Source organism: Stenotrophomonas sp. FR012, from assembly GCF_047520565.2.
Taxonomy (GTDB): domain Bacteria; phylum Pseudomonadota; class Gammaproteobacteria; order Xanthomonadales; family Xanthomonadaceae; genus Stenotrophomonas; species Stenotrophomonas sepilia.
In genome coordinates this window covers 300417-324788 of sequence record NZ_JAXBQL020000002.1, presented here as the reverse complement: position 1 = coordinate 324788, position 24372 = coordinate 300417, and the positions used below count along the sequence as shown (strand labels likewise).

General features: G+C 67.2%; 16 protein-coding genes. 3 read left to right on the top strand and 13 right to left on the bottom strand.

From position 1 onward, the window contains the following. Positions 1-37: 37 nt before the first annotated feature. The gene (locus ACM0O9_RS05595; RefSeq protein WP_414603765.1) at positions 38-1990 is read right to left on the bottom strand and encodes a sialate O-acetylesterase; all 1953 of its coding nucleotides are present in this window, start codon (positions 1988-1990) and stop codon (positions 38-40) included. Between the two features lie 32 nt (positions 1991-2022). After that, positions 2023-4197: an alpha-glucuronidase family glycosyl hydrolase gene (locus ACM0O9_RS05590; RefSeq protein WP_239499494.1), complete on the bottom strand. Its 2175-nt coding sequence runs from the start codon at positions 4195-4197 to the stop codon at positions 2023-2025. Between the two features lie 92 nt (positions 4198-4289). On the opposite strand from ACM0O9_RS05590, the gene ACM0O9_RS05585 reads away from it, so the two are divergent. Beyond that, complete coding sequence (locus ACM0O9_RS05585) at positions 4290-5348, top strand: LacI family DNA-binding transcriptional regulator (protein WP_065186404.1); 1059 nt, start codon at positions 4290-4292, stop codon at positions 5346-5348. An 8-nt stretch (positions 5349-5356) separates the two neighbouring features. Here ACM0O9_RS05585 and ACM0O9_RS05580 read toward each other — a convergent pair whose 3' ends face one another. The 8 genes from ACM0O9_RS05580 to ACM0O9_RS05545 all read right to left on the bottom strand — a co-directional run bounded on the left by ACM0O9_RS05580 (position 5357) and on the right by ACM0O9_RS05545 (position 18978). Then, on the bottom strand, positions 5357-7915 hold the full coding sequence (locus tag ACM0O9_RS05580) for a glycoside hydrolase family 3 protein (protein ID WP_414603743.1): 2559 nt from the start codon (positions 7913-7915) through the stop codon (positions 5357-5359). Then, positions 7912-9321, bottom strand: coding sequence for a sugar porter family MFS transporter (locus tag ACM0O9_RS05575; protein WP_005416600.1), 1410 nt, complete (start codon positions 9319-9321; stop codon positions 7912-7914). The genes ACM0O9_RS05580 and ACM0O9_RS05575 overlap by 4 nt, the downstream gene beginning before the upstream one ends. Positions 9322-9352: 31 nt before the next feature. After that, the gene (gene xylA, locus ACM0O9_RS05570; RefSeq protein WP_065196308.1) at positions 9353-10687 is read right to left on the bottom strand and encodes a xylose isomerase; all 1335 of its coding nucleotides are present in this window, start codon (positions 10685-10687) and stop codon (positions 9353-9355) included. Between the two features lie 43 nt (positions 10688-10730). Beyond that, positions 10731-12224 carry a xylulokinase gene (xylB, locus tag ACM0O9_RS05565; protein ID WP_164093089.1) on the bottom strand — a complete coding sequence of 498 codons (1494 nt, stop codon included), beginning with the start codon at positions 12222-12224 and terminating at the stop codon, positions 10731-10733. 165 nt (positions 12225-12389) lie between these two features. After that, positions 12390-13922 carry a tryptophan halogenase family protein gene (locus ACM0O9_RS05560; protein ID WP_164093088.1) on the bottom strand — a complete coding sequence of 511 codons (1533 nt, stop codon included), beginning with the start codon at positions 13920-13922 and terminating at the stop codon, positions 12390-12392. Between the two features lie 12 nt (positions 13923-13934). Next, positions 13935-14957, bottom strand: a complete 1023-nt coding sequence (locus ACM0O9_RS05555; protein ID WP_164093087.1) for a cupin-like domain-containing protein — start codon at positions 14955-14957, stop codon at positions 13935-13937. Between the two features lie 3 nt (positions 14958-14960). Further along, complete coding sequence (locus ACM0O9_RS05550) at positions 14961-15719, bottom strand: SapC family protein (protein WP_164093086.1); 759 nt, start codon at positions 15717-15719, stop codon at positions 14961-14963. 130 nt (positions 15720-15849) lie between these two features. Then, positions 15850-18978, bottom strand: a complete 3129-nt coding sequence (locus ACM0O9_RS05545; RefSeq protein WP_069138494.1) for a TonB-dependent receptor — start codon at positions 18976-18978, stop codon at positions 15850-15852. Between the two features lie 423 nt (positions 18979-19401). On the opposite strand from ACM0O9_RS05545, the gene ACM0O9_RS05540 reads away from it, so the two are divergent. Beyond that, entirely contained in the window at positions 19402-19962 is a 561-nt protein-coding gene (locus ACM0O9_RS05540) for a fasciclin domain-containing protein (protein WP_139727124.1), read from the top strand. Positions 19963-20058: 96 nt separating this feature from the next. Here the strand turns inward: ACM0O9_RS05540 and ACM0O9_RS05535 are convergent, their stop codons facing one another. Then, on the bottom strand, positions 20059-20271 hold the full coding sequence (locus ACM0O9_RS05535; RefSeq protein ID WP_164093085.1) for a hypothetical protein: 213 nt from the start codon (positions 20269-20271) through the stop codon (positions 20059-20061). A 106-nt stretch (positions 20272-20377) separates the two neighbouring features. After that, on the bottom strand, positions 20378-21559 hold the full coding sequence (locus ACM0O9_RS05530; protein WP_414603766.1) for a serine hydrolase domain-containing protein: 1182 nt from the start codon (positions 21557-21559) through the stop codon (positions 20378-20380). A 298-nt stretch (positions 21560-21857) separates the two neighbouring features. On the opposite strand from ACM0O9_RS05530, the gene ACM0O9_RS05525 reads away from it, so the two are divergent. Next, positions 21858-23105, top strand: a complete 1248-nt coding sequence (locus ACM0O9_RS05525; RefSeq protein WP_065186459.1) for an arsenic transporter — start codon at positions 21858-21860, stop codon at positions 23103-23105. 24 nt (positions 23106-23129) lie between these two features. Here ACM0O9_RS05525 and ACM0O9_RS05520 read toward each other — a convergent pair. Continuing rightward, positions 23130-24372, bottom strand: a 1243-nt coding sequence (locus tag ACM0O9_RS05520; RefSeq protein WP_495495879.1) for a porin, incomplete at its 5' end; no start/stop codon positions are given.

The window sequence follows — 24372 nt, the reverse complement described above, 5'->3', positions numbered from 1 at the left end:
CTGTCGCGGGCCAGAGGGGACTGCTTGGACAACGTCATCATCGTCGGGCCTCGGCTTCGGCAATGGGAAGTTCGAACGGGCCGGCCGGCGCCCCGCTGCGGTCGCGCAGCGTGCACACCGGGCCATCGGCCCAGCAGTAGCGCACATGCGTTGCACGCGTGGACAGCGGGCCGCGCAGCAGGATCCGGCGCGCATCCAGTTCGGCGTCGGCGTACTCGCAGTGGCGCGCATGGCCCTTGGCCTCGCACAGTTCAAAGCCGATCGGACGCAGCGAACCGCTTGCGGTGAGCGCGCCTTCGACATCCTCGAACGCAATGGCCACGGCCGTGGGCGTCCGCACGGCCGTGACCGCCCGCGGACCTGACGGTGCCAGATCCTGCTCGCCGTACACCACGTGGCGGGCCACGCGCGCCAAGCGGCGCCCGAGCTCCTGCTTGTTCGGCGGGTGGATGTCGTAGGCATCGCCGATGTCGATGGCGATGGCGAGCCCGCTCTGCGCATCCTCGGCGGCGACGCGCCGCTGCGCCTCGCGCACCTGCGCCCAACCGCTATCGGCGGGCGAAACCGGTGCCTGGCCATAGCTGGCCAGCTGCGCGAGCAGCAGTGGCGTGCGCGCACCGAACTGACGCCGCCAATCGTCGCGCAGCGCACGCAACCGCGCCGCGTACGCCGCGCCATCACCGGTGTTCGATTCACCCTGGTACCACAGCATGCCGCGCAGCCCAAAAGCGCCGAGCGGTGCGATCATTCCGTTGTACAGCGTCGACAACCCGGTGGCGGCCTGCCAGGGGGCGAATGGCGGCGCCTGTTGGCCCGGCGCCACCCGGTACTTCCACGGACCCTGCAGTGCCACCCGATCGCCGTTGTCGAACTGCAGGCCGTATGCCGTGGCGGGGCCAGCCAGGCCGCCTTCACCGTAGGTGTCGAGCACGTTGACCGCAATGCTGTTGGACCCTGCCTTCAGCAGGCCGCTGGGCAACGGGTAGCGCCTCTCGCCGGTGCCGTACTGGCTGCCCACGGAGACGCCGTTCACCCAGGTCACGTCCGCCTCGTCGGCCGATCCCAGCTCCAGGGTGGCGCCGCGTGCAGCCTGTTCAGCGCTCAGCACCACCTGCGTGCGATACCAGACCATACCGTTGTAATCGGCAAGCGCGGGCACGTTCCAACGCTCCCATGCGCCCAGTGTGGCCGGTGCGCGCGACCATCCTCGGTCATCGGCATCCGCGCGCCATGGGGCGTCGCCGGGCAGCGTGCCCTCGCGTGTGGCCCACCAGTGCTGCCAGTAGCGGCCCCAGGCTGCGCGTGCCTCCAGCGGATCACGCGCAGACCGCGCGAGGATATCGAGGGCCTCATCCAGGCCGCCCTGCCCGCGCAGCGCACCCACGCTGGTCCAGGCCTCGATCCGCGAGCCACCCCACGCTGCCTCGATCAGCCCCATCGGCACGTCGACCGTGCGCTGCAGTTCGCGCGCGAAGTAGAAGCAGGTGGCGGAGAAATCGCGCGCCGTATCAGGCGTTGCCGATGTCCAGGCAGTGCTGCCGTTGAAGCTCTCCTGTGCCTGCACGGCGGCGTGCTGCGGCACGGTGAACAGCCGGATCCGTGGCATCGTGGCTGCGGCGATCTCGCTGGCTGCGTTGAGCGAGCGCCACACCGGCAACTCCATGTTCGACTGGCCCGAGCACAGCCATACGTCGCCGACCAGCACGTCGCGCGCCATCTCCCGACGTGTCCCGGCGCTTACTTCCAGCATGTGCGGACCGCCTGCGGCCACCGGGGGCAGCGTTGCCTGCCAGCCGCCTGCGGCGTCCGCCCGGGTGCTTACCGCCTGCCCGGCAAACGTCACGGAAACCGGCTGCAGAGGGCCTGCGTGCCCCCAGACCACAATGGGCCGGTCACGCTGCAGGACGGCGTGATCGCTGAACAGCGGATGCAGCAATCCCGTCGTTTCCCGCGCCGCGGCCGGCATCGCCACCACTGCCGCAGCCATCATCAACAGCGCACACCCGACCGCTCCGAACCTGCTCATCGGCCATCCCCCGGTGCGGACGGAAACTGCAAGGCCTGGTAGTACGACAACGGATGCGGCGGTGGCTGTTCGCCCGCGGGCAGCGGGCGGCCACTGAGCGACTGGAAGTACGCCACGCTGGCGTCACGCCACCATTGCGCTTCGTCGTGCTGGATCTGCAGGAACGCCGCGACGTGCCCATGCCGCTGCGGATCGATCCGGTCGCGCAGGCCGGCCCAGGTCGCCTGCATCGACTGCACCTGGCGCACCCCGCGCGAATAGCGCCCGACCAGTTCGTCCCAGAGCGTCCTGCCCGAGCGCATGCGGTGATCCCACGGCACATGATGGAACCACAGCAGCAGCGACTCGGGCACCCGCTCGGGGTCGCCATAGACCTCGGCGACCTGCGGGGCGTACTGGCCCACGGCGTTGCTTCCGCTTGCGCTGCGGTCAAAGCCGATGCCCTTGCTATCTGCGCGGTGGTAGTACACCGACGTCCAGTCCGCACGCGGGCCGCCGTCCACCCAGGGGCCGGGGCCGTAGTGATGGCCGCGTGCCATGAGGTGATTCAGGCCCAGCGGCGTCATGTAATCCACTGCCACCTCGCGCGAGTCCATCATCATCCGCACGATCGGGCCGGTCACCTGCGGGTCGGGCGAGAACGTCAGCGCTGCCCAGTCTTCGGCAATCGCGCGCGCGGATTGCTGCGGGTTCCATGCCAGTCGGCCGAAGGCGTACCAGTTGGCCTGGTCGAAGTGCGAGCCACTCCAGGTACGGTCCATGCCGATGTTGGCGACGCCGGCGATACCGGTCAGTGCGTGGCCCTCCAGCGAGCCATCGATCACGCGGGCAACCGTGGAGCCCTCGCCGCGGGCATGGGTGTCGGCCTGCAGCACTTCCTCGTAGAGCGTTCCCAGGTAGACCAGGTGCGTCGCAAAACCCAGGTATTCCTTGGTGATCTGCAGTTCCATCATCAGCGGCGTGCGTGGCATCGCGCCGAACAGCGGATGGAACGGCTCGCGCGGCTGGAAGTCGATGGGGCCGTTCTTCACCTGCACGATCACGTTGGGGCGGAAGGCACCGTCCAGCCCGACAAACTCGCTGTACGCCTGCTTGGCGCGATCTTCGGGAACCTCGTGCGAATACACGAAGGCCCGCCACATCACCACGCCGTTGTAGGGCGCCAGCGCGTCGGCCAGCAGGTTGGCGCCGTCGGCATGGGAACGACCGTAATCCTGCGGGCCGGGTTGCCCCTCCGAGTTCGCCTTGACCAGGAAACCGCCGAAATCCGGAATGCGCGCATGGATCTCATCGACCTTGTCGCGCCACCAGCGCCGCACGCCGGGATCCAACGGGTCAGCCGTCGCCAGGCCGCCGAGCTCGATGGGCGCACTGAAGCGTGCGCTCAGGTAGACGCGGATGCCATAGGGGCGGAACAGGTCGGCCAGCGCGGCGGCCTTGGCCAGATAGGCCGGCGACAGGCTCAGCGCACTGGCGTTGACGTTGTTGAGGACGGTGCCGTTGATGCCGAGCGAAGCGTTGGCACGGGCGTAGTCGGTGTAGCGCGGGTCACGCCATTGCGGCAACGTCTGCCAGTCCCACAGCGAGCTGCCCGCATAGCCACGCTCGACGTGGCGGTCCAGGTTGTCCCAATGGTCGAGCACGCGCAGTGCGACCCGCGGCGACTCCCGCACGTCCAGGCCCTGCAGCGGCATGCCACGCTGCAACAGGCGCAGCAGGTGGAACATGCCATACAGCACGCCGACATCCCGGCGTGCCGCCACCAGCAGCACATCGCGCCCCCCGGTCCGGACCTGCCGGATCAGGAAGCCCTCGTCGCCCAACGTGGCGATCTCGTTGCCGAACGCGGCAACCAGCGCCGAAGACTGCGGCGTACCCAGCACCAGGGCATGGTCAGTAGTGATTGCCGTTCGCATTGGCGGGGCCGTTTCCAGCAATCCAGAAAGGCCCCGCGCAAGCTCGTCGCGGGTGGCGCGCTGCATCGGCGTGCCATGCGGGGCCACCACTTCGGCCAGCTGCCGCCGGTAGTCGGCAGCGACCGTTGTGGCAACCGGCTGGTAGCGCATCCACAGCCTGTAGCCATCCTCCGCCCGTGCCCCGCCAGCACAGGCCAGCACTGCGAGCACGGCGCACAGGCGCGTGCCGACAGCACGCAACAACGGCGTTAACATGCGCCTTTGTAAACTACGTCCGGGCCTGGGGCGGCGCATCATCGTCACTCGCACCCGCGCGGCAGCGCCACCAAGAACAAAGGGATCGTGCATTGGACAAGCCGAAGAAATCGGTTCGCCGCAGAACCGCAGGCGTGACGATCGACGAGGTTGCGGCCCTTGCCGGCGTTTCGCCGATGACCGTGTCGCGGGTGATCAACCAGGGCAAGGTGCGCGACGTCACCCGCGAGCGCGTGCTGCGCGCCGTGCGTGAGCTCGGCTATACACCCAATCTTGCCGCCAGTTCGCTGGCCGCCGCACAGCACACGCGCATTGCGCTGATCTACACCAACCCCAGCGGCGCCTACCTGCGCGAACTGCTGGTGGGCCTGCTGCGCGTCGCCTCCAGTTCCGCCATCCAGCTGGTCATCGACTACTGGGACAACCTGGATGCCGAATCCGAACGCAAGGCGGCGCGTGCGCTCGCCGGACGCGTCGACGGGGTGATCCTGCCGCCACCCCTGTGCGAATCGCAGGCCGCCGTAAGCGAACTGGTCAAGGCAGGCATTCCGGTCGTGGCCATCGCATCGGGGCGCCTGAGCGAGGCCCTGTCCTGCGTCCGCATCGACGATTTCAGTGCCGGCAAGGAAATGACCGATCACCTGCTTCGGCAGGGACACACCCGCATCGGTTTCATCCGTGGGCGCGATGACCTGAGCGCAAGTGCGCTCCGCTACGACGGCTTCGTCACCGCCCTGCGCGAGGCCGGGCTGGCGGTGGATCCTGGCTTGGTCCAGCACGGTGACTACACCTACCGGTCCGGCCTGGCTGCCGCCGAAAAGCTGTTGTCCCAACGCCGCCCACCGACCGCGATTTTCGCCAGCAACGACGACATGGGCGCTGCCGCCATCTCCGTCGCGCACCGGCGCGGGCTGGAAGTGCCGCGCGACCTGTCGGTCGTGGGTTTCGATGACACCTCGGCCGCCACCACCGTGTGGCCGGAACTGACCACGATCCACCAGCCCATCGCCTCGATGGCCAACGCGGCCGTCGACATCCTGCTGCGCACCATCCGCCGTCCGGCGGCGGACGCAACGGTGCTGCGCGATCATGTGATGCCGCATCGGCTGATAGCACGCGATTCGGTCGCCGCGCCGCCCCGGCGGCGGTAGCGCAGGCATCATGCTCCGCATCCGAGGGTGACCTCGGCTTCGTTCAGCGCACCCAGCGCGACGCGTGACACGGAGATCGTCATCGCATCGCCCGTCACCACCGACCACGGTCGGTCGATCGCGTCCATCCTTGCACCCGCCCTGGCCAGGCACTTCAGCGGCACGCCGACACGCTTCCACTGGCCCTGTGGAAGCGCCGCCAACGCCGGCCCGATGGCGACGCGCGCCGAGCAGCCCGCACTGCAGCCCACCGACAGCCACGCCTCACCCTTCGGGGCTGCGTCCACCCGTAGCGTGGTCAGCAGCATCAGGTCGCCGTTGGATTCGCGCTGCAGGTCCAGCGCCGTGTGCGACTGCAGTGCAGCGACGGCCTCGCCCTTGCCCGACCAGGCCAGGCGTCGCCCATCCTCCTGCGCCAGATGATCCACGCCGGTGATATTCAGCCGATCATCGGGCAATGCATCCGGCACGCGGGTCACGGTCAGGCCCTGGCCTGCGGCCTGCTCAAGGCGCAGCGCCATGCCGGGACCTGCATCACCGCGCGCGAAGAACACGCCGGTCGCGCCCTCGTTGCCGGTCACGCCCGATGCTTCCGGCAGCGCGGCCAGGTCGCCGTTGTCGGCGTAGGTCAGGCCGAAGCCGAACGCAAACAACGGATCGTAGTCCTTCTGGCCCACGTTGTTGGCGTACTGGGTGGCAGTGCGCGGCCAGCTGAAACTGAGCTTGCCCTTGAAATCGTGCTGCACGCGGCCATCGCTTCCGCGCAGCAGCACATCGGCAATGCCGGCGCCTTCCGAGCCCGGCAGCCATGCAGCCACGAAGGCATCGGCGGCATTGATTTCCCGGTTCACCCAGAGCGGTCGCCCGCTCAGGAAAACCGCAACAACCGGTATGCCTTCGGCCTTGAGCCGCTTGAGCAGCGCCAGGTCCGTTTCGTTGCCGGGCTTGTAGGCCAGCGTCGGCCGGTCTCCCTGGAACTCGGCATAGGGGTCTTCGCCAAACACCACCACCGCCACGTCGGGCTTCACTGCATAGCGTCCGTCGACGGCAAGCACGGCTTCACCACCCGCCGCGCTGGCCTGGCGCGCGATGCCCTCGTAGATCGTGTCCGCATTGGGGAAGTCCTTGCGGGTGGTGCCGGTGCCCTGCCAGTTGAGCGTCCAGCCGCCGGCCTGCTTGCCGACATCGTCGGCACCGTCGCCGGCCACGAGGATCCGCTGCTTCGGCGACAGCGGCAGGAGGCCGTTCTGGTTCTTCAGCAGGACCAGCGACTCGCGCACGGCCTGCCGGGCAACCGCGCGATGGGCCGGCGCGCCGATCAGTGCGAACTGCCCGCCGACGGCCCGCGTGGATGGCCTGCCGGCCTCGAACAGCCCAAGGCGGAACTTGACCCGCAGGATCCGGCGCACCGCATCGTCCAGGCGTTGCGGCGTGATCCGCCCATCCTTCACCGCAGCCAGCGTCGTCTCGTAGAACCCTTTCCAGCTGTCCGAGGCCATCGCCATGTCCAGGCCCGCGTTGATCGTGGCCGGGCAGTCTGTGGTGGTGCAGCCCTTGACCTGTCCATGACCATTCCAGTCACCCACCACGAAGCCACCGAAGTTCATGCGGCCCTTGAGCACATCGGTGAGGTAATGCCGGTGCCCATGCATCTTTTCGCCGTTGACACTGTTGAACGACGCCATCGCGGTCTGCGCGCCGGCGGCGATTGCCGGCGGATATCCGGCGGCGTGGATGCGCACCAGATCTGACTCGCTGATGCGGGTGTCGCCCTGGTCCTTGCCGTCAGTGGTGCCCCCATCGCCCAGGAAGTGCTTCACCGAGGCGATCACATGGCGGCCATCGAGGAACTCCGGCGTTCCCACCCTGCCCTGCAATCCCTCCACCATGGCGGCGGCATAGCTGGCCACCACGTCCGGCGATTCGGAGTAGCCTTCGTAGGTGCGTCCCCAGCGATCATCCTGGGGTACGGCAACGGTCGGCGCGAACGTCCATTCCATGCCGGTGACGCGGGTCTCCAGCGCGGTGATGCCACCGATCTGCCGCAGCAGCCCCGGATTGCGCGTGGCGCCCAGCCCGATGTTGTGCGGGAACAACGTGGCGCCAATGATGTTGCTCTGCCCGTGCACGGCATCGATGCCGAACAGCAGCGGAATGGCCTTGCCGCCTTTCGAAGTGTCCATCGAGGCGTCGTAGAAGGCGTCGGCCAGCGCCAGCCATTCGGCCGGCGACGCGTCATAGCGGCCACCGGGATCGGAGTTGCCACCGGCCAGGATCGAGCCGAGCCGGTAGCGGCGCACATCGTCGGGGGTGACGCTGGCGATGTCACCCTGCACCAGCTGGCCGACCTTGTCCTCCACCGTCATGCCGGCCATCAGGTCGGTTATGCGCTTCTCCAGTGCCGGGTCCGCAGCCAGCGGCCAGGTGACCTCCGGCCAGGGATCGTTGTCGTTGGCTGCGGCGGCGGCAGCCCGGTCCTGGCCGCGGCAGCCGAGCAATCCCAGCATCAGTGCGGCGACCAGCGCGCCGCTGCGGTTTACGAAGGTCTGCGATGTCATGGCGCTCATCCTTCCATCTGCTCCAGTTCCTTGCCCTTGGTCTCGTGCACATGCCGGACGACGAAGATCACCGAGATCACGGCAGCGGCCAGGTAGATGCCGTAGGTGGCTGCCAGCCCTGCCGCGGCCAGCAGCATCGGGAACGTCACCGTGACCACGAAGTTGGAGGTCCACTGCGCCGCGCCGGCGACCGCCAGTGCCGAACCCCGGATCTGGTTCGGGAACATCTCGCCCAGCATCACCCACATCACCGGCCCCCAGGACAGATTGAAGAACACGACGTAGGCATTGGCCGCCACCAGCGCCAGCGTGCCCATGCGGCCGGGCAGCTGCAGATGCCCGTCGGCCAGCGAACCGCTGGCAAACGCCACCACCACCAGTGCAAGCGACAGCGACATCCCGGCCGAGCCGAACCACAGCAGGGGCTTGCGGCCGATACGGTCAATCAGCAGCACGGTGACCACGCAGGCGCCGATGCTCAGTGCGCCGGACAGCACGTTGATCAGCAGCGCGTCGTTCTCGGAAAAGCCGACCGCCTGCCACAGCACGGCGCCGTAATAGAACACCACGTTGATGCCGACCAGCTGCTGGAAGCAGGCCAGCCCGACGCCGACCCACACGATCGGGCGGATCCGCCCGGTCAGCGTGCTCTTCAGGTCCGACAGTCGCGGGCGATGATGGTCGTTGGACAGCGAGGCATCGATCTCCTCGAGCGTGGCCCTGGCCTTGTCGCTGCCCAGCAGCCGGGTCAGTACCCGCAGCGCGTCGTCCTTGCGTCGTTTCACCACCAGGTAGCGCGGGCTCTCCGGAATGGTCAGCAACAGCAGCAGGAATACCAGTGATGGCGCGGCCTGCATCCAGAACATCCAGCGCCAGGCGGCCTGCCCGCCCCACAGCGGTTCGGTCGACGCGCCCGCTGCGGCTGCCAGCAGGTAGTTGGACAGGAACGCGGCGGTGAGGCCGGTGATGATCGCGATCTGTTGCACGGTAGCCAGGCGTCCGCGGTAACGGGCCGGAGCGACCTCCGCAATGTAGGCCGGCGAGATCACGCTGGCCGCGCCGACCGCGAATCCACCCACCACCCGCGCGGCAATGAACCAGGCCGACGAGACCGCCGCCCCGGCACCGAGTGCCGACAGCAGGAACATCACTGCCGACAGGATCAGCACGTTGCGGCGGCCCAGGCGATCGGCCAGCCGGCCTGCACTGAACGCGCCCACCGCACAGCCCAGCAGCATCGACGCGATCTCGAACCCCTGCATCCATTCACCGGACCGGAACGCCTGGTGCAGGCCATCCTGGGTACCGTTGATCACGCCGCTGTCGAAGCCGAACAGAAAACCGCCAATCGTCGCCACCACGCTGATCAGTACGATCAGCCGCGTGTTCTCACCGCTGCCTGCTGCCTGGTTCATCCCCATCCCCTTGAGTGCACCGTGGCCGCGCTCAGCGCAGCAGGTACTGGTTGAGCAGGTTTTCGTAACGCTCCTGCTTGCCGCTGGCCTGGCGCGGTTCGCCGAGGCGGGCGGCCAGTGCCGCAAGGTCCGGCAGGCTGAGCGTGCCACGCTCGAAATCCTGGCCGGCGCCGGAATCGAAGCTTGCGTAGCGCTGCGCACGCCATTGCTCCCACGGCGACTCGGTCAGCAGTGCATGGGCAACCTCCAGCCCGCGTGCGAACGCATCCATGCCGCCGATATGGGCAATGAACAGATCCTCCAGGTCGGTCGACTCACGGCGCACCTTCGCATCGAAGTTCAACCCGCCCTCCAGCCCGCCCTGGCGCAGCACGACCAGCATTGCGCCCACGGTGTCGTACAGATCGCTGGGGAACTGGTCGGTGTCCCAGCCGTTCTGTGCGTTGCCGCGGTTGGCATCGATGCTGCCGAGCAGGCCATGATCGGACGCGACCTGCAGGTCGTGCTCGAAGGTATGGCCGGACAACGTGGCGTGGTTGGCCTCGATGTTGAGCTTGAAGTCCTTGTCCAGCCCGTGTTCCTTCAGGAAGCCCACCACCGTGGCACTGTCGAAGTCGTACTGGTGCTTCATCGGCTCCATCGGCTTGGGCTCGATCAGGAAGTTGCCCTTCAGCCCGATGCTGCGGCCATAGTCGCGTGCCATGGTGAGGAAACGTGCGAAATGCTCGATCTCCCGCTTCATCTGGGTATTGGCCAGCGACGCATAGCCTTCGCGCCCGCCCCAGAACACATAGTGCTCGCCACCGAGTTCGACCGTGGCCTCCAGGGCGGCCTTGACCTGTACGGCTGCACGCGCGACCACCGCGAAGTCGGGATTGGTCGATGCGCCGTTCATGTAGCGCGGGTGCGAGAACAGGTTGGCCGTGCCCCACAGCAGCTTGACGCCGGTGGCCTCCTGGCGCGCCTTGGCCAGGCCCACCATATGCGAGAGGTTTTTCTGGTACTGGGCGATGTCGTCGGCATCCGGCGCCAGGTCGATATCGTGGAAGCACCAGTACGGCACCCCCAGCTTGGTGAAGAACTCGAACGCCGCGTCCACCTTTGCTTCGGCCGTGGCCAGTGGCGAGGCGGCCTCCCACGGGAACTGCCGGGTGCCCGGGCCGAACGGATCGTGCCCGGCATTGCAGAAGGTGTGCCAGTAGCACACGGCGAAGCGCAGATGCTCCTGCATGGTCTTGCCACCGATGACCCGGTTGGCATCGTAGACCTTGAAGGCAAGCGGATTGTCCGAGCCCTTGCCCTCGAACGGAATGCGGCCGACGCCGGGGAAGTATTCCTTGGCGCCGATGAAGGGCTGCGTGCTCATGGTGCGTGCTCCTGTCGTTGTACGGGGTGTCGTGGAGGAGTCATCAGCCGCGCTGCAGCGGCGTGATGGCATCGAGATGACTGAGGAAGCGTGCGTAGGCCCGTGCATAGGCATCGCTGCGGGCCGGATCCGGCCGTGCGGACAGCGCGGGATCGACGGTGACGTGGCGCGCGGTGATGTCGCAGATCGACGTGGCCTCTCCCTGCGCCCGGGCGAGCGCCCACAGCGCCTGCAGTGCCGCACCAAACGCCGCACCTTCGGCCTGCACCGGGACGTCCACCGGCAGGCCGAACACATCAGTCACCAGCTGACGCCAGGCAGCGCTGTTGCTGCCACCGCCGGTGAGCACGATGCGATCGAACTGCATGCCCGCGCGGACGAAGGCGTCGTAGCCGTACTTCAGGCTGTAGGTCGCGCCCTCCATGGCGGCGCGGTACACATGCGCCGGGGTGAAATTGGCAATGTCCAGGCCAGCCAGCACGCCCTTGCCCAGCGGCAGGTCAGGGGTACGTTCGCCATTGAGGAACGGCAGCATCAGCAGGCCCCCTGCCCCCGGCGGCGTTGCGCGAAGATGCGCGTCACCGTCGCGGCTGCTGAAACCGAAGGCGCTGGCCACGCGTTCGGTGGCCACGGTGCAGTTCATGGTGCAGATCAGCGGCAGCCAGCCCCCCGTGGACGAGCAGAACGCCGCCCACGCGCCGTCCGGATCGATCACTGGCGAGCCGGAATACGCAAACAGCGTTCCGGAGGTTCCCAGGCTCATCGCCAGCCGCCCTTCCGTGACGCAGCCGGTGCCGATCGCCGCCATCATGTTGTCGCCGCCACCCACGGCAATCTTCACGGCCGCCGGCAGCCCGAACTCGGCGGCTGCCTTCGGCGCGATATCGAACAGGGCATCGGGCGCAGCGATCGGCGGCAGGCAGGCAGCAAGATCACGATCAGGATCGGTTGCGCGCAGCAGTTCCTGCGACCATGTGCGTGTGCGCACGTCCAGCCAGCCGGTGCCGGACGCATCGCCAAGCTCGCAGAACCGCTGCCCGGTCAACACGAAATTCAGGTAGTCGTGTGGCAGCAGGATGGTCGCCAGCCGCGCATAGGCGTCGGCACGGTGGGTCCGGGTCCAGGGCAGCTTGGAGGCCGTGTAGCCGGCCAGGATCGGATTGCCCGCCAGCGCGATGGTCCGTTGGAACCCACCCACGGCGTCCATGATCTGGATGCATTCGGCCGAGGTGCTGGTGTCGCACCACAGCTTGGCCGGCGCCAGTACCTCGCCAGCATCATCGACCGGCACGAACCCATGCTGCTGGCCCGATACCGCCAGCGCGACGATGCGTGCGCGCAGCGAGGGATCGATCCGGGCAAAGCAGTCGCGCAGGGCCGACACCCAGTCGGCCGGCGCCTGTTCACGGCTGCCATCGGCACTGCTGTCCAGCGCGAGCGGCGCGCTGGCCGAGGCCACCACCGCCTGCTTCCGCGGGTCATAGACCAGCACCTTCAGGCTCTGCGTCCCTGCATCGATCCCTGCAACCAGACCCATCGAAACCGCCTCCGATCAACAAAAAGGTAGCGCTAACATTCCGTGGACTCAAAAAGGGGGCGTGGTGTCCGGACCCCTCGTTGCCACCGCGCGCGTCATCGCCAGCGGTGTTGCCGCACTGTAACCAGCTGCAGCGGAAAAAGCGTGCTGCAACGCAAAACGCTGCTACGCGCTTGCTGCCGTCGAACGCCACACGTCCACGCCGGACCTGCAGTACTGCGCGATGAACTCCGCCTGCGCCGGCATCTGCGCGGCGGCCTGCTGCACAGGCCGTTGGATGCCCTTCAACAAGGTGCGCAGATCGCCATCACTCATGGCCTGCGCCAGCGGGTGCGCAGGACCGGGCGCGATGCCCTGCCCGAGCAGCACGCTGGTCCAGGATTCGACGCGGAACAGCTCGCCGGGGTCCTGCCACGCATGTGCACGCTCGCGCCACGCCTGCAGCCGCTGCTGCAGGGACTCGGGCACGCGCATCTCGCGACAGGCCTTCCACATCGGTTCGCTGCGCTGCGTGGCGTGGTAGTGCAGGATGATGAAGTCGCGCACGTGCTCCATTTCCTGGCGGCTGACATCGTTGTACAGCTGCACCAGCGACGCACTGATGCCGTCGAACGGGAACAGCTGGATCAGGCGCACTACCGCGCTGATCGTCAGATGGATGCTGGTCGACTCCAGCGGTTCGATAAAGCCGCTGGCCAGCCCGAGCGACACCACGTTCCTGTTCCAGGCCTTCAGCCGGCGTCCACTGCGGAACGGCACCTTCCATGGATCGCGCAAGGGTGGAGCCCCGGCATCGCGCAGCAGTTTCGCGGCGGCCTCGTCATCGGACAGATGGCGGCTGTCATACACCAGCCCGCAGCCAACGCGGTGCTGCAGCGCGATGTGCCAGCGCCACCCCGCCTCGTGGGCGATCGCCCGGGTATAGGGCACCGGCGGCGCCACCGCTTCGGTCTGCACTGCCACGGCCCGGTCGCACGGCAGCCATTCGCGCCAGTCCTCGTAGCCGGTGCCCAGTGCCTGCTCGATCAGCAGGCCGCGGAAGCCGGTGCAGTCGATGAACAGATCGCCCTCGATCACCTGGCCGTCGTCCAGCACCAGCGCCCGCACCGACCCGTCGTGCGCGTGCTGCCTGACCTGGGCGATCCGGCCTTCGATCCGGCGCAGGCCGTGGGCCTCGGCCCTGCCGCGCAGGAACCGCGCATACAGCCCGGCATCGAAGTGATACGCATAGCTGGCCTGCGGCTGGGTGTGCAGCGAGAAGCGGTCGCCACGCGAGGCGATGCTCTCCAGGCAGAAGTCGCCCAGGTCCGAGGGCATGCCGCGGCGCAGGCTGTCCAGCCAGAAGTGATGGAAGGGGGCCGCCCAGGTGCCATGGCCGATGGTGCCGAACGGATGGAAGAAGCGATCGCCCGGCAGGCGCCAGTTCTCGAACGAGATCGACAGCTTGAAGGTGCCGGCCACCGCGCGCAGGAACTCCTGCTCGTCGATCTGCAGGAAGCGGTGGAAGGTGCGGATCGGCGGCACAGTGGACTCACCGACACCGACCGTGCCGATCTGCTCGGACTCGACCAGCGTGATCTCCAGTTGGTCACGGAACTGGTGCGCAAGCGCGCAGCCGGCCAGCCAACCCGCCGTACCGCCACCGGCAATGACCACCTTGCGGATGCGCCCTGAAGGCGTGCTCTGGGTATCCAACATGGTGCCCCTCTCTCAACGGTTGAGCCTGCCCAGCAGCATCGCGCGCATGCGGCGGGCGCGCTGCTCGTCAAACGGTGCCAGATCCCCGCGCGCGGCGTCAGGCAGGTGCTGCCCCGCGCGCTCGCCAGGGCCGAATGCGTAGTAGCGGAAGAGCCCTTCCCACGCCTGCTTTTCGCGCGCCGGCAGATCACGCACGGCCCACATCGCGTGGTGCAGCGCCGCCAGCGCGGATCCCAGCCAGGCCGGCGAGCTTCGCCACCAGTAGTTCACCAGCACGTTGAACGGTTCCAGGCTGCGTACATGGTGCCACCACATGCTGGGAATGAAGATCGCATCGCCGGGCCCAAGCACCGCACTGCGCGCGTGCGCCAGCGCCTCGCGGAAACGTGGATGCCGATCGAAGTCTGGCTGTTCGAAGTCCACCACGCTGACCACCTGTCCGCCCGGCGTGGGATCGAGCGGGCCCGGATAGAGGTTGTCGATCTGGGCGGGCGGGAACAGGGTGAACTCGCGCCGCCCCACCGCGCAGCAGGCGAGGTTGTCGGGTGTGTCGAAATGGCACGAGGCCGTCACCCGGTTGCCGATCCAGATGCTGGCGGTGGCGTCGATGCCCTGCTTCGCCAGACCAGCGTCGTTGGCCTGCGCGAATCCCGGCAGCAGTGCCCGCGCAATCGGCAGCGAGGCCACGTAGTAAGTGGGCGGTTGCGGTGCATGCAGCGTCATGGCGATCTCTTCCAGCACCTGGGCCAGCACGCCGCGCCGCACTTCGAAGTTCAACCGGGTGAAGTCCGCGCTGTAGAACGGGCGCCCCCCGATCTCGGCGCCGCCGAACGAGTACTGGATGGGTGCACCCGCATCGACGCTGCACAGGTACGCCATTGCATCCTGCACCCCGCCCAGCCCGGCCTGGACCAGTGGCCAATCGGTGGCGATGCCACGCAGTACAACCGGCTCACCGGCCTCCACCAGGTCAGCCAGTGGCAAGGCGGCAGGATCGATGCCTTCCAGCATCCGCATCGGCAGGGTGGCCGGCACCGGTCAGTTCCTGGCCGCCTGCGCGGTGCCGTCCTGGACGCGGAGACGGCGCTGCTTCTCGGCGATCAGGCGGCGCATGTTATGCAGCGAGGCAAGCATCAGGTACGCACCCTCCAGGTAACCGGCGCGGTTCAACGCAGCCAGGCGTGGACTGTCCAGCGCAGCCAGGAGCTCGCGGTCGATGCCGTGCAATCCGCTCACGCTCACCCGGTGGTGCGGCGCGAGCTGCACATCGAGCGTGACCGGCTGGATGAGCCCGCAGTCGTCGAGCATCGTGAACATACTGGCCGCGAAGGCACTGCCCTCGTGGATGCCGCGCAGAACGCCGGCGATGTGGTCCAGGTAGGGCGTGTTGCCGCCCTGCGGCAGGAACACCGGCTCACCGGCGCCGGCGGTGACGCGCGGATGGTCCAGGTCCACGTGCATCACCGAATCCTGGGTGAGCACGCCATCCACGTAGTGCTCCTGGAAGCCGATCAGGAACGGCCCTTTGGCCGCCGCGCCTGGCAGGTAGGAAGCATTCCAGCGCCCGTCCTGCAGGAACAGGTTCTCGTGTTGTTCGAAACCCAACAGGGCCACGGACTGCCACGCCTTCGTCCCGGTATCCCTGCGCAGGAAGATCGGATACTCACGCTGCAGTTCGGCGAACTCGCTGGGATAGGCCGGCACCATGCCCACGGCATCGCCGAACTGCGGCCCGAATCCGGTGGCGACCCTCAGGTCCCGATGCGCGATGTTGTTGAGCATTTCGTAGCGGGCCATCAGGGTATCCAGTCCAGTGCGGGGTGGCTGGCCGGCAGCGTAGCGCAGGCGCGACAGGTGCGGCGACACCGTCCCGGCAGGGCACCGCTGGAGGGCAGTGGTGCCATGCCGGACGCATCGGCAACCAGGCTCAGAACTTGTAGCGGACGCCCAGCATGTAGCGCGGGCTCTGGTCTGCCAGCTTGACGATCATCTGCGAGGTGCGCGAGCGCCAGCGCACATCCTCGCCGGTCAGGTTGATCGCCTCCAGGCTGAAGGACCAGTGGTCATCCAGCGCGTAGTTGACGCTGAGATCCCACTGCTCGTACGGCTCCACATAGTAGGGATTGCGGCTGGAGCCCTGGTTGGCCAGGATCAGGTACTGGTCGCGCCAGTTCCATGCCAGGCGCACCGACCACCCGTACTTCTCGTACATCAGCATGGCGTTGGCGGTGTCGCTCAGGCCGGTGAGCGAGAACTGGTCGATGCCCGGGTCACCGCCATTGTTGTAGCCGACATCGCCTTTGACCACGGTGTAGTTGGCCAGCACGCCGAAGCCGGTGTCGCCGAAGAAGTACTGTCCGCCCAGCTCCCAGCCATGCAGCTTGGATTTGTTCTGGTTGATCGGGCGATTGACGTTGAACTGGTACAGCGGGTCGTTGGGCTGCCCATACAGATCGTAGGCCGCTTCGGTGGCCAGCACCTGCGCATCAGTGCCGTTGTAGGCGCCCAGGCCGGCAGGATTGTTGCGCAGCAATGCCAGTGCGGTGAACAGCGAGGTGTCGTTGGCCGAGCAGGCAGCGGCATTGGCCGGCCCGACCTGGGCGACGCAGGCGCCACTGGTCAGGAAGTCCAACGCCGCCCGCGCATCCGGCCCGGAGGTCGGGTCGGTGAGGCCGTACAGGCTTTCCTGCACGACGGTGTTGCCGATGAAGTTGCTGACCGACTTGTTCCAGTAGGTCAATGACACATAGCTGGCGTCGGCGAAGTACCACTCCAGCCCCAGGTCGAGGTTGTCCGATTCCAGCGGCTTCAGGCTCGGGTTCTGCGAGTTGCCGCTGGCGCGCGACGAGGGATCGATCAGCACCGAGCCGAACGGCTGCTGGGCCCCGGGTCCCGCATAGAGATTGCCATACGGCGCGCGGGCGATGCTTTTGCCGAACGAAACGCGGCCCTTCAGCTCCTCGGTGAGGTCGATGCTGAAATCAAGGTTGGGCAGGATGTAGCTGTAGCGCGCCTTCTCCGTGAAGGGCTGCTGCTCATCGGACAGCACGATGCGGAAATCGTTGTTGGCCTGCCACTCGATGGACTCGGGGACGGCAATGACCGAGGTCGACACCACGTCAGTGGTTTCATAGCGCACGCCCAGGCGGGTGTTGGTGCGCATGCCACCCAGCTCCCCGTCCAGCTCCACCTGGAAGTACGCCGCCTTGGTCTTCTCTTCCACGAAGTTGTCGGCCGCGCGTTGCGGGTTCACACCCAGGCCGACGCCGTACTCGCGCGATGCCCATTGCGCGAGCTGCCCGGCATTGCCGCGCCAGGCGGGCCAGCTGTTGGCACTGTAGTCGTCGAACAGGCCGACGATGCTGACCGGCTGCAGCAGGTCCATCAGGCCTGCGGCGGTATCCCGGTCCACGTTGGCCACGCCCCAGTCGCCCAGGGTCGAGTAGGCCTCGGCGGCCTGGATGCGGTGGGTGGTGGACTTGTTGGTGTCCACGCCGAACTGGAAGCGCCCGTGGTCGAAGTTCCATTCGCCATCGACGCGGGCCTGCTTGATCTCGCTGATCTGGGTCTGCGCGTTGACGCGCAGCACCTGCGTGCCGACCTCGCCTTCCTGGAAGCCCGGATTGACCACGCCATTGGTCCCGGCGAGCGCATCGGCGGTGCTGGGATACCAGACCTGGGTGCCAACCGGCAGGCCATTGTTGAAGTTCAACTCCTGCACCCAGGAGCCACCGCAATGCGGGCCACGGGTGCAGTTGTTGGTGCCGGCGATGCTCATGAAGATCGAACCACCGCCGGTGAGCGGGTCATTCGGGCGGCTCTCGTTCTTCGAGTTGTGCGCATCGAAACTGAGCTTGAAGCGGTCGCTGACATTCCAGACGGCATTGAAACCCAGCGAACCCAGCTTGTATTCCTGCATGCTGCGCTGCTGTTCCAGGCCGAAATCCTTGGTGCCGGCGATTTCACGGATGTAGACCGGCGTCGCGACGGCGCCACTGGTGTCGAACTCGACGTTGGTGTAGTTGCTGTTCTGCAACCACATGCCCTGCTCGCCGCGATTCTCGGTGATCTCGTTGGTCGAGTAGGTGTAATCCACGGTCAGGGTCAGGCTGTCCGTCGGTGCGAACTGCAGCACGGCCTGGCCATTGACGCGTTCGCGCTCGAATTCGGAGAACGCGTAGCGCAGGTCGTTGGGCCGCGCGTAAAGCTGGCCGACGGCCGGGGCATTGACCACGGTCGGATTGCCCGGCATCGACCCTGTCCACGGCTGCACGTTCCAGTAGTTCTCCGTGGCCTGCACCGAGCCACCCTTGCGCTTCTGCTGGCTCGCGCTGAGGCTGACGCCAAAGGTCTTTTCCGGATTGCTGTAGCTGAAGATGCCCGACAGCTCCGGTGTCAGGTCATTGTCGAACGGCTGGCTCTGGTCGGACACCAGCTTCGCCCCGGCGTTGGCCACGATGCCGGCGTGATCGAGCGGGCGCGAGGTCAGGATGTTGATCGTCGCACCGATGCCACCGCTGGGCACCTGTGCCTGGCTGGTCTTGTAGACCTCGATACCATTGATGGCCTCGGCGGCCAGCTGCGCGAAGTTGAAGGCGCGGGTGCCGCCGTCGACACCGCCGATGGCGACCTGTCCAGAGGCACCGAATGCATCGGCACCCGGCATCTGCCGACCGTTGAGCGTGACCATGTTGAACTGGGGGCCGAAGCCACGCGCGGTCACCTGCGCACCCTCGCCGTCACGGCGCTCGATGGAGATGCCGGTGATGCGCTGCAACGACTCGGCAAGATTGGTATCGGGGAACTTGCCGATGTCCTCAGCGCTGATCGCGTCGACCACGCCCGCCGAGTCGCGCTTGATGTCCATGGCCTGGCTCAGGCTGTTGCGTATGCCCGTGACCTGCACTGCATCGAGCTGGGTGGGCTGCGACTGGCTCTGCGGCTGCTGCCCGGTCGCCGGTGCTGCGTCCTGCGCAAAGGCAGGATTGATGACCAGGGCGCCACCCACGAAGGTGAACATGGCCCGGGACCGGAACTTCGCCAATGCGCGGCTCATGAACCGGACCTCGGGGCCAGGGTGCCGCGGAAACTGCAAGTGCTCATGAAAGTCCCCTCTGACATACGATCGAATGGATGTACCGCCCCCTCCCAGGGGCACGCACGGGCGTGGCCCGCATTCCAAACCGAACAGCACGGGTGCTCGGGCACGCCGCGACTTACACTTGCTTTTCAAGCCTGCCAGGACAAACACGCGGCAAAGAAGGCAGCCTCCCGGACCCTGGATCCCCGTCCGACTGGTAGCGCTACCATCGCGTTGCAGCGGAGAGTAATCACCGAGGTTCGCCGTTGTCACCATGCAGCGCAGCAAAACCGCCTGCGGGCCAAACAGCTGATGACTCGGCCGTTGCTGCATCCGGTCACGCTCACCCGCCGTAGGAAAAATGCCCGCACTTGCGGGTCATCCAGAAAGGAACGCACCGTGAACGCTCTTCAGCGCATCGCCGCCGCAGTCGGCTTCGCCGTACTCGTTTCGTCCGGCTCCTCGGTTTTCGCCGCCAACACCGTCATCGTGGGCGGGGCAGAAATGTACCCCGCCAGGACCATCGTCGAGAACGCCGTCAATTCCAAGGATCACACCACGCTGGTTGCAGCGGTCAAAGCAGCCGGCCTGGTCGACACCCTCAACGGCGCCGGGCCCTTCACTGTTTTCGCGCCCACCAATGCGGCCTTCGAAAAGCTGCCTGCAGGCACTGTCGAGACACTGGTGAAGCCTGAAAACAAGGCACAGCTGACCCGGATCCTGACCTACCACGTCGTCCCGGGCAACTACAGTTCCGCCCAGCTTCTGGCCGATGCCCGCAAGCACAGCGGCAAGGCCACCCTGAAGACCGTGCAGGGTGAGCCTCTCACCGTGGCGCTCCACGATGGCAAGCTCTGGCTCATCGACGCAAAGGGTGGAAAGGCAGGCATCAGCATTGCAGATGTCGGCCAGTCCAACGGCGTCATCCACGTGGTCGACACCGTGCTGATGCCCAAGTAAGCGGCCTCACGCAACGGGCATCCGGCGCGATGCCCGTTGCCCGGGCCGGTCATCCCGACGTCACCATGCGGATCCCTGCCCGGCATGGCGTCGTGGCTACCACTCCGGCCCGAGCAGCTTGATCACCTCGGCCTCCAGTTTCTGCGCGGCCTCATCCTGGGAGGCGACCTTGATGCTCAGCCCCGACTGCGCCGGCCCCGGCACCAGCTGGTAGCGGTTGATGGTACCGCCACCGTCGCCGTCCAGCGCTACCCGCGCCACTACCGTGCGGCCATTGGCGTGGAAGGTCCAGTCCTGATAATCAAACATGCTTCAGTAGGTGTGCGGCCAAGATGTCATCCCACTTTTAGCGGCACGGCAGTGAAGAACGCTCCAGGAGGATGTTCAGAGCGCGTGGACATGATGACGACAGGGCCTATTGCAGTGTCCGCGCCAACTGCAGGACATCGGCGAAGAAGGAGGGATAGTCGTCCTGTGGAGCGCTGTGGGTCTCGCGCCGGTGAACCAGACGCACGGCGACCACGCGCTGTTCCGGGACGATCATCAGGTATTGGCCCAGGTAGCCGTTGGCGGCAAAGCCGACGACCGGTCCCCGTGAGATGTCGTAGAGATCGGCGAGCTTCAGGCCGCGCGCGGAGATCTGGCTGCCGTAGCGCTGGGACCAGTCCGCGCCCAGCTGATTGGCGAGGAAGGCGACCAGTGCGCTGCGGCTTTCGAATACTCGCCCTGCGCTGGCCTGCAGTGCGCGCTGTACGTCGTCATCCACGCCCCTTTTCACCAGCAGATCCCGTAGCCGGGGCTTGAGCTGGTACCGTTCCCAGGCCGGTATCCGCCACCACAGCAGCCCAACATCTGGCGCACGGGCGCTTTCGGTCGTCATCAACGCGACCGACTGCTCACTCAGGAGACGCCTGCCATCCGGTGCCACGCCTCCGTCCAGCAACAGTTGCCCGATGGCGGCAAGATCGGCCGCGCGCAGGGACAGCCCGGCCATGCCCAGCGGGGTGCCTGCCTCATCCTTCATCCAGGTGTAGTGGGCAATGCCCAGGGGCTTGAACAGCCGCGCGTCCAGATACGCGTCCACAGGCTCGCCTGCCAGGCGCTCGACAATGCCGGGCAGCAGGTTGGTAGCCTTGTTGTTGTAGGAGAACACGTTGCCCGGGTCATCGCTCAGCTCGGCAGCCAGTGCCAGCTTGACCAGGTCCGGGGCCCCTTCCAGCTCTTCGCCCGCGTTCGCCACGTTCTGCAGGCCCGAGGTATGGTCCAGCAGCATGCGCACGGTAATGGCGCTCTTCATGCCCTGCTTCCATTCGGGATAGATCCGGCTGACCGGCGTATCGATCGAAGCCAGCTTTCCTTCGTCCAGCAGCAATGCAATGGCCAGCGCGACGACCGACTTGGTGGCCGACATCAGGTGAACGGATTCCTGCCCGGCGGCGGGCTTCAGCTCAAGCAGCGTCTCCCGCTCATGCATCACCAGGACCGCATCGGAATGCGCGGCGCGTGCATTGCGCTCAATCGCGGCAAGGGCATCGGCACGTGTCGCCGCTTGGCTGGGCCCGGCGATGCCGAACACCAGGGCCAGGGCGCAGGACAACCAGCAGGATCTTGGCATCGCAATCTCGTCCAATGGGTGTGTGCGTAGATTGACTACATGTGTAGTCACGCTGCAGTGCCTGAAGTCATGGCGCGCTTGAGTGCTGAACGTGGGCTGGGCGCCGCCCCCCGGCCCACCTGCAACGCGGTCGACGGCAGCGGTCGCCAAGCCGCGCCGCACGGTATGATGCGGCGACCCGGAACCTGCGATGATTTGCAGCGGCCGCCCATCCGCTGATCGCGCGCGCCAGGCCCCACCTGCGCCGGGGTCGCTGCAAGTGCCGCTGAAGCCCCACTCCATGCTCGCCCCCCAAGCCCCCCTCGTGATCTGGGCAGCGGTCGCCGTTGCCACCCTCGGTCTGCTGTTCCGTCCTTTGCGCATCCCCGAATATGTGTGGGCGTTGGGCGCTGCCGCCCTGTTGCCGTTGCTGGGCGCGGTGTCGCTGCATACCGCATGGGGTGCGGTGGCCGAAGGCCGCGACGTCTACCTGTTCCTGGTCGGCATGATGATGCTGGCCGAACTGGCGCGGCGCGAAGGCCTGTTCGATTGGGTCGCGTTGTACGCGGTGCGGCATGCGGGCGGATCCGGGCGACGCCTGTTCGACCTGGTGTTCCTGGTCGGCACGCTGGTGACGGTGTTCCTGTCCAACGATGCAACGGCCGTAGTGCTGACGCCGGCGGTCTACGCTGCCTGCAAGGCGGCGCGCGCCAATCCCCTGCCCTACCTGTTCGTCTGTGCATTCATTGCCAATGCGGCCAGCTTCGTGCTGCCCATTTCCAATCCGGCCAACCTGGTGGTGTACGGCCAGCACCTGCCGCCGCTGCTGCAGTGGCTGGCGCAGTTCGCGCTGCCGTCGGCGGCGGCGATCGGTGCCACCTATCTGGTCCTGCGCTGGGTGCACCGGCGCGAGATCGCCCAGCCGCTGGTGGCCGCGCCGGCGCATCGCCCGTTGACCGACGGCGGCCGACTGAGCGCACTGGGCGTGCTGTTCACCGGCACCGTGTTGCTGGTCACGTCCGCCTTGAACGGGCCATTGGGCCTGACCACGTTCTGTGCGGGCACGCTGAGTGTGGCCGTGGTGGCGATCCGCCAGAGGCGCAGCCCGCTGCCACTGCTGCGACACGTGTCCTGGGGCGTGCTGCCGCTGGTGGCGGGACTGTTCGTGCTGGTGGAAGCGGTGGCGCAGACCGGTGTCATCCAGAGCGCGGCCAGCGCGCTGCAGGCCGTGGCGCAGGCGTCTCCACGCCAGGCCAGCTGGCTGGCCGGTGGCGCGGCTGCGCTGCTGAGCAACGTGGCCAACAATCTGCCGGTCGGCCTGGCCGCCGGTTCGCTCGGGCAGATGGCCGACCTGCCGGCGCAGACCCGTGCCGCATTGCTGGTCGGCGTGGATCTGGGGCCCAACCTGTCGGTCACCGGTTCGCTGGCGACGATGCTGTGGCTGGTGGCCCTGCGTCGCGAGGGCGAGCATGTCAGCGCGCTCGACTTCCTGCGCGTCGGCGCGCTGGTGATGCCGCCGGCGTTGATCGGAGCGCTGCTGCTGCTCTGACCGGCGCGCGTGCGGCATGCACTTCTAGAAGGCCACCTGCAGGCGGGTGTTGAAGGTGGTGCCTTCATCCCTGCCCTGGCCGGTGCCGCTGCGGTTGCGGGTCTGCCAACGGATCGCCTCGAACATCACGCGGCTGAAGTCGTTGAGATACCAGTTCGCACCCAGCGTCCACGCGTGGCCGGTACCGCCACTGGGCAGCTCGGCATAGTCCACGTCTTCGTAGCGCCCTTTCAGTTCCCATGCCCCGGCGCCGCCGCGGGTGACAGGATCGGCCACTTTCACCCGGCCCCAGGTGCCGGCCTTGCCCGAATAGGCCGGCCTTGCACCGGCCAGGAACCAGCCCGCCGAGATCGCCCAGGCCTGGTGGTCCAGATCGTAGCGCCCGCTGGCGTCGGCCCCGCGCAGGTTGCGCGTACCCCATTCGCCGGTCGCCCAGGCCGGCCCGAAGAAGCCTGCCAGTTCCGCGCCATAGGCCGTGCTGCGCTCGGCGCCCAGCGGTGTGCCCGGCGCGATCTTGACCAGGTCGTTGAAGTGCCCGGCGATGGCCGAACTGCGGACGACGCCGCTGGCGCCTGCGGCGATCTCCTCGTGGAAGGCCCAGGCCCCCAGGTGCACCGTGACCGTATCATTGGCCACCGGGTTCCAATGCACGCGCGTGGCCCAGGTCTGGCTGTCGTTGTCGGTGCCGGCGTTGTTGAGATCGTTGCCGGCCACCGACAGGCTGGCATGCCAGTTCTTGCCGTACACGCGCTCGGTCAGGCCGACACCGAACAGGCCGCGCTGCGGCAGCATCAGCGTGCCGACCACGTTGCGGTCCTGGAACGGCGTGTTGGAAGTGCTGCTGGAGCCGTCGATACCCCGGTCGTTGAGGCGGTTGCCCACGGTCAGGTCGGCCGACAGCCCGAACAGGCGGTGGTCCACGGTGGCGTAGACCGACTTCCACGCCACCGCGTTGTCGGCGAAGTCACCTTCCACCGCCCAGCCGAGGATGCCATAGCGGCCTTCGGCGCCCAGCCGCACCGAGCGGATCTCGGTACCGGAGATGTTGCGGTCACTCACTGACGATCCGTCTGTGCTGGATGCGTCGACGAACAGGCGCCCGCGCGGACGGAACGCCACGCTGCCATCGGCACTGCTGAACTCCGGTGCGCCCTTGGACCAGGTGACCTTGGGCGCCTTGGCCTGGCTGGATTCCAGTGCGGCGACGCGGGTGTCCAGCGCGGGGCCCTGCGTTGGGGGGGGGGGGCGGCGGGGGGGGGGGGGGGGG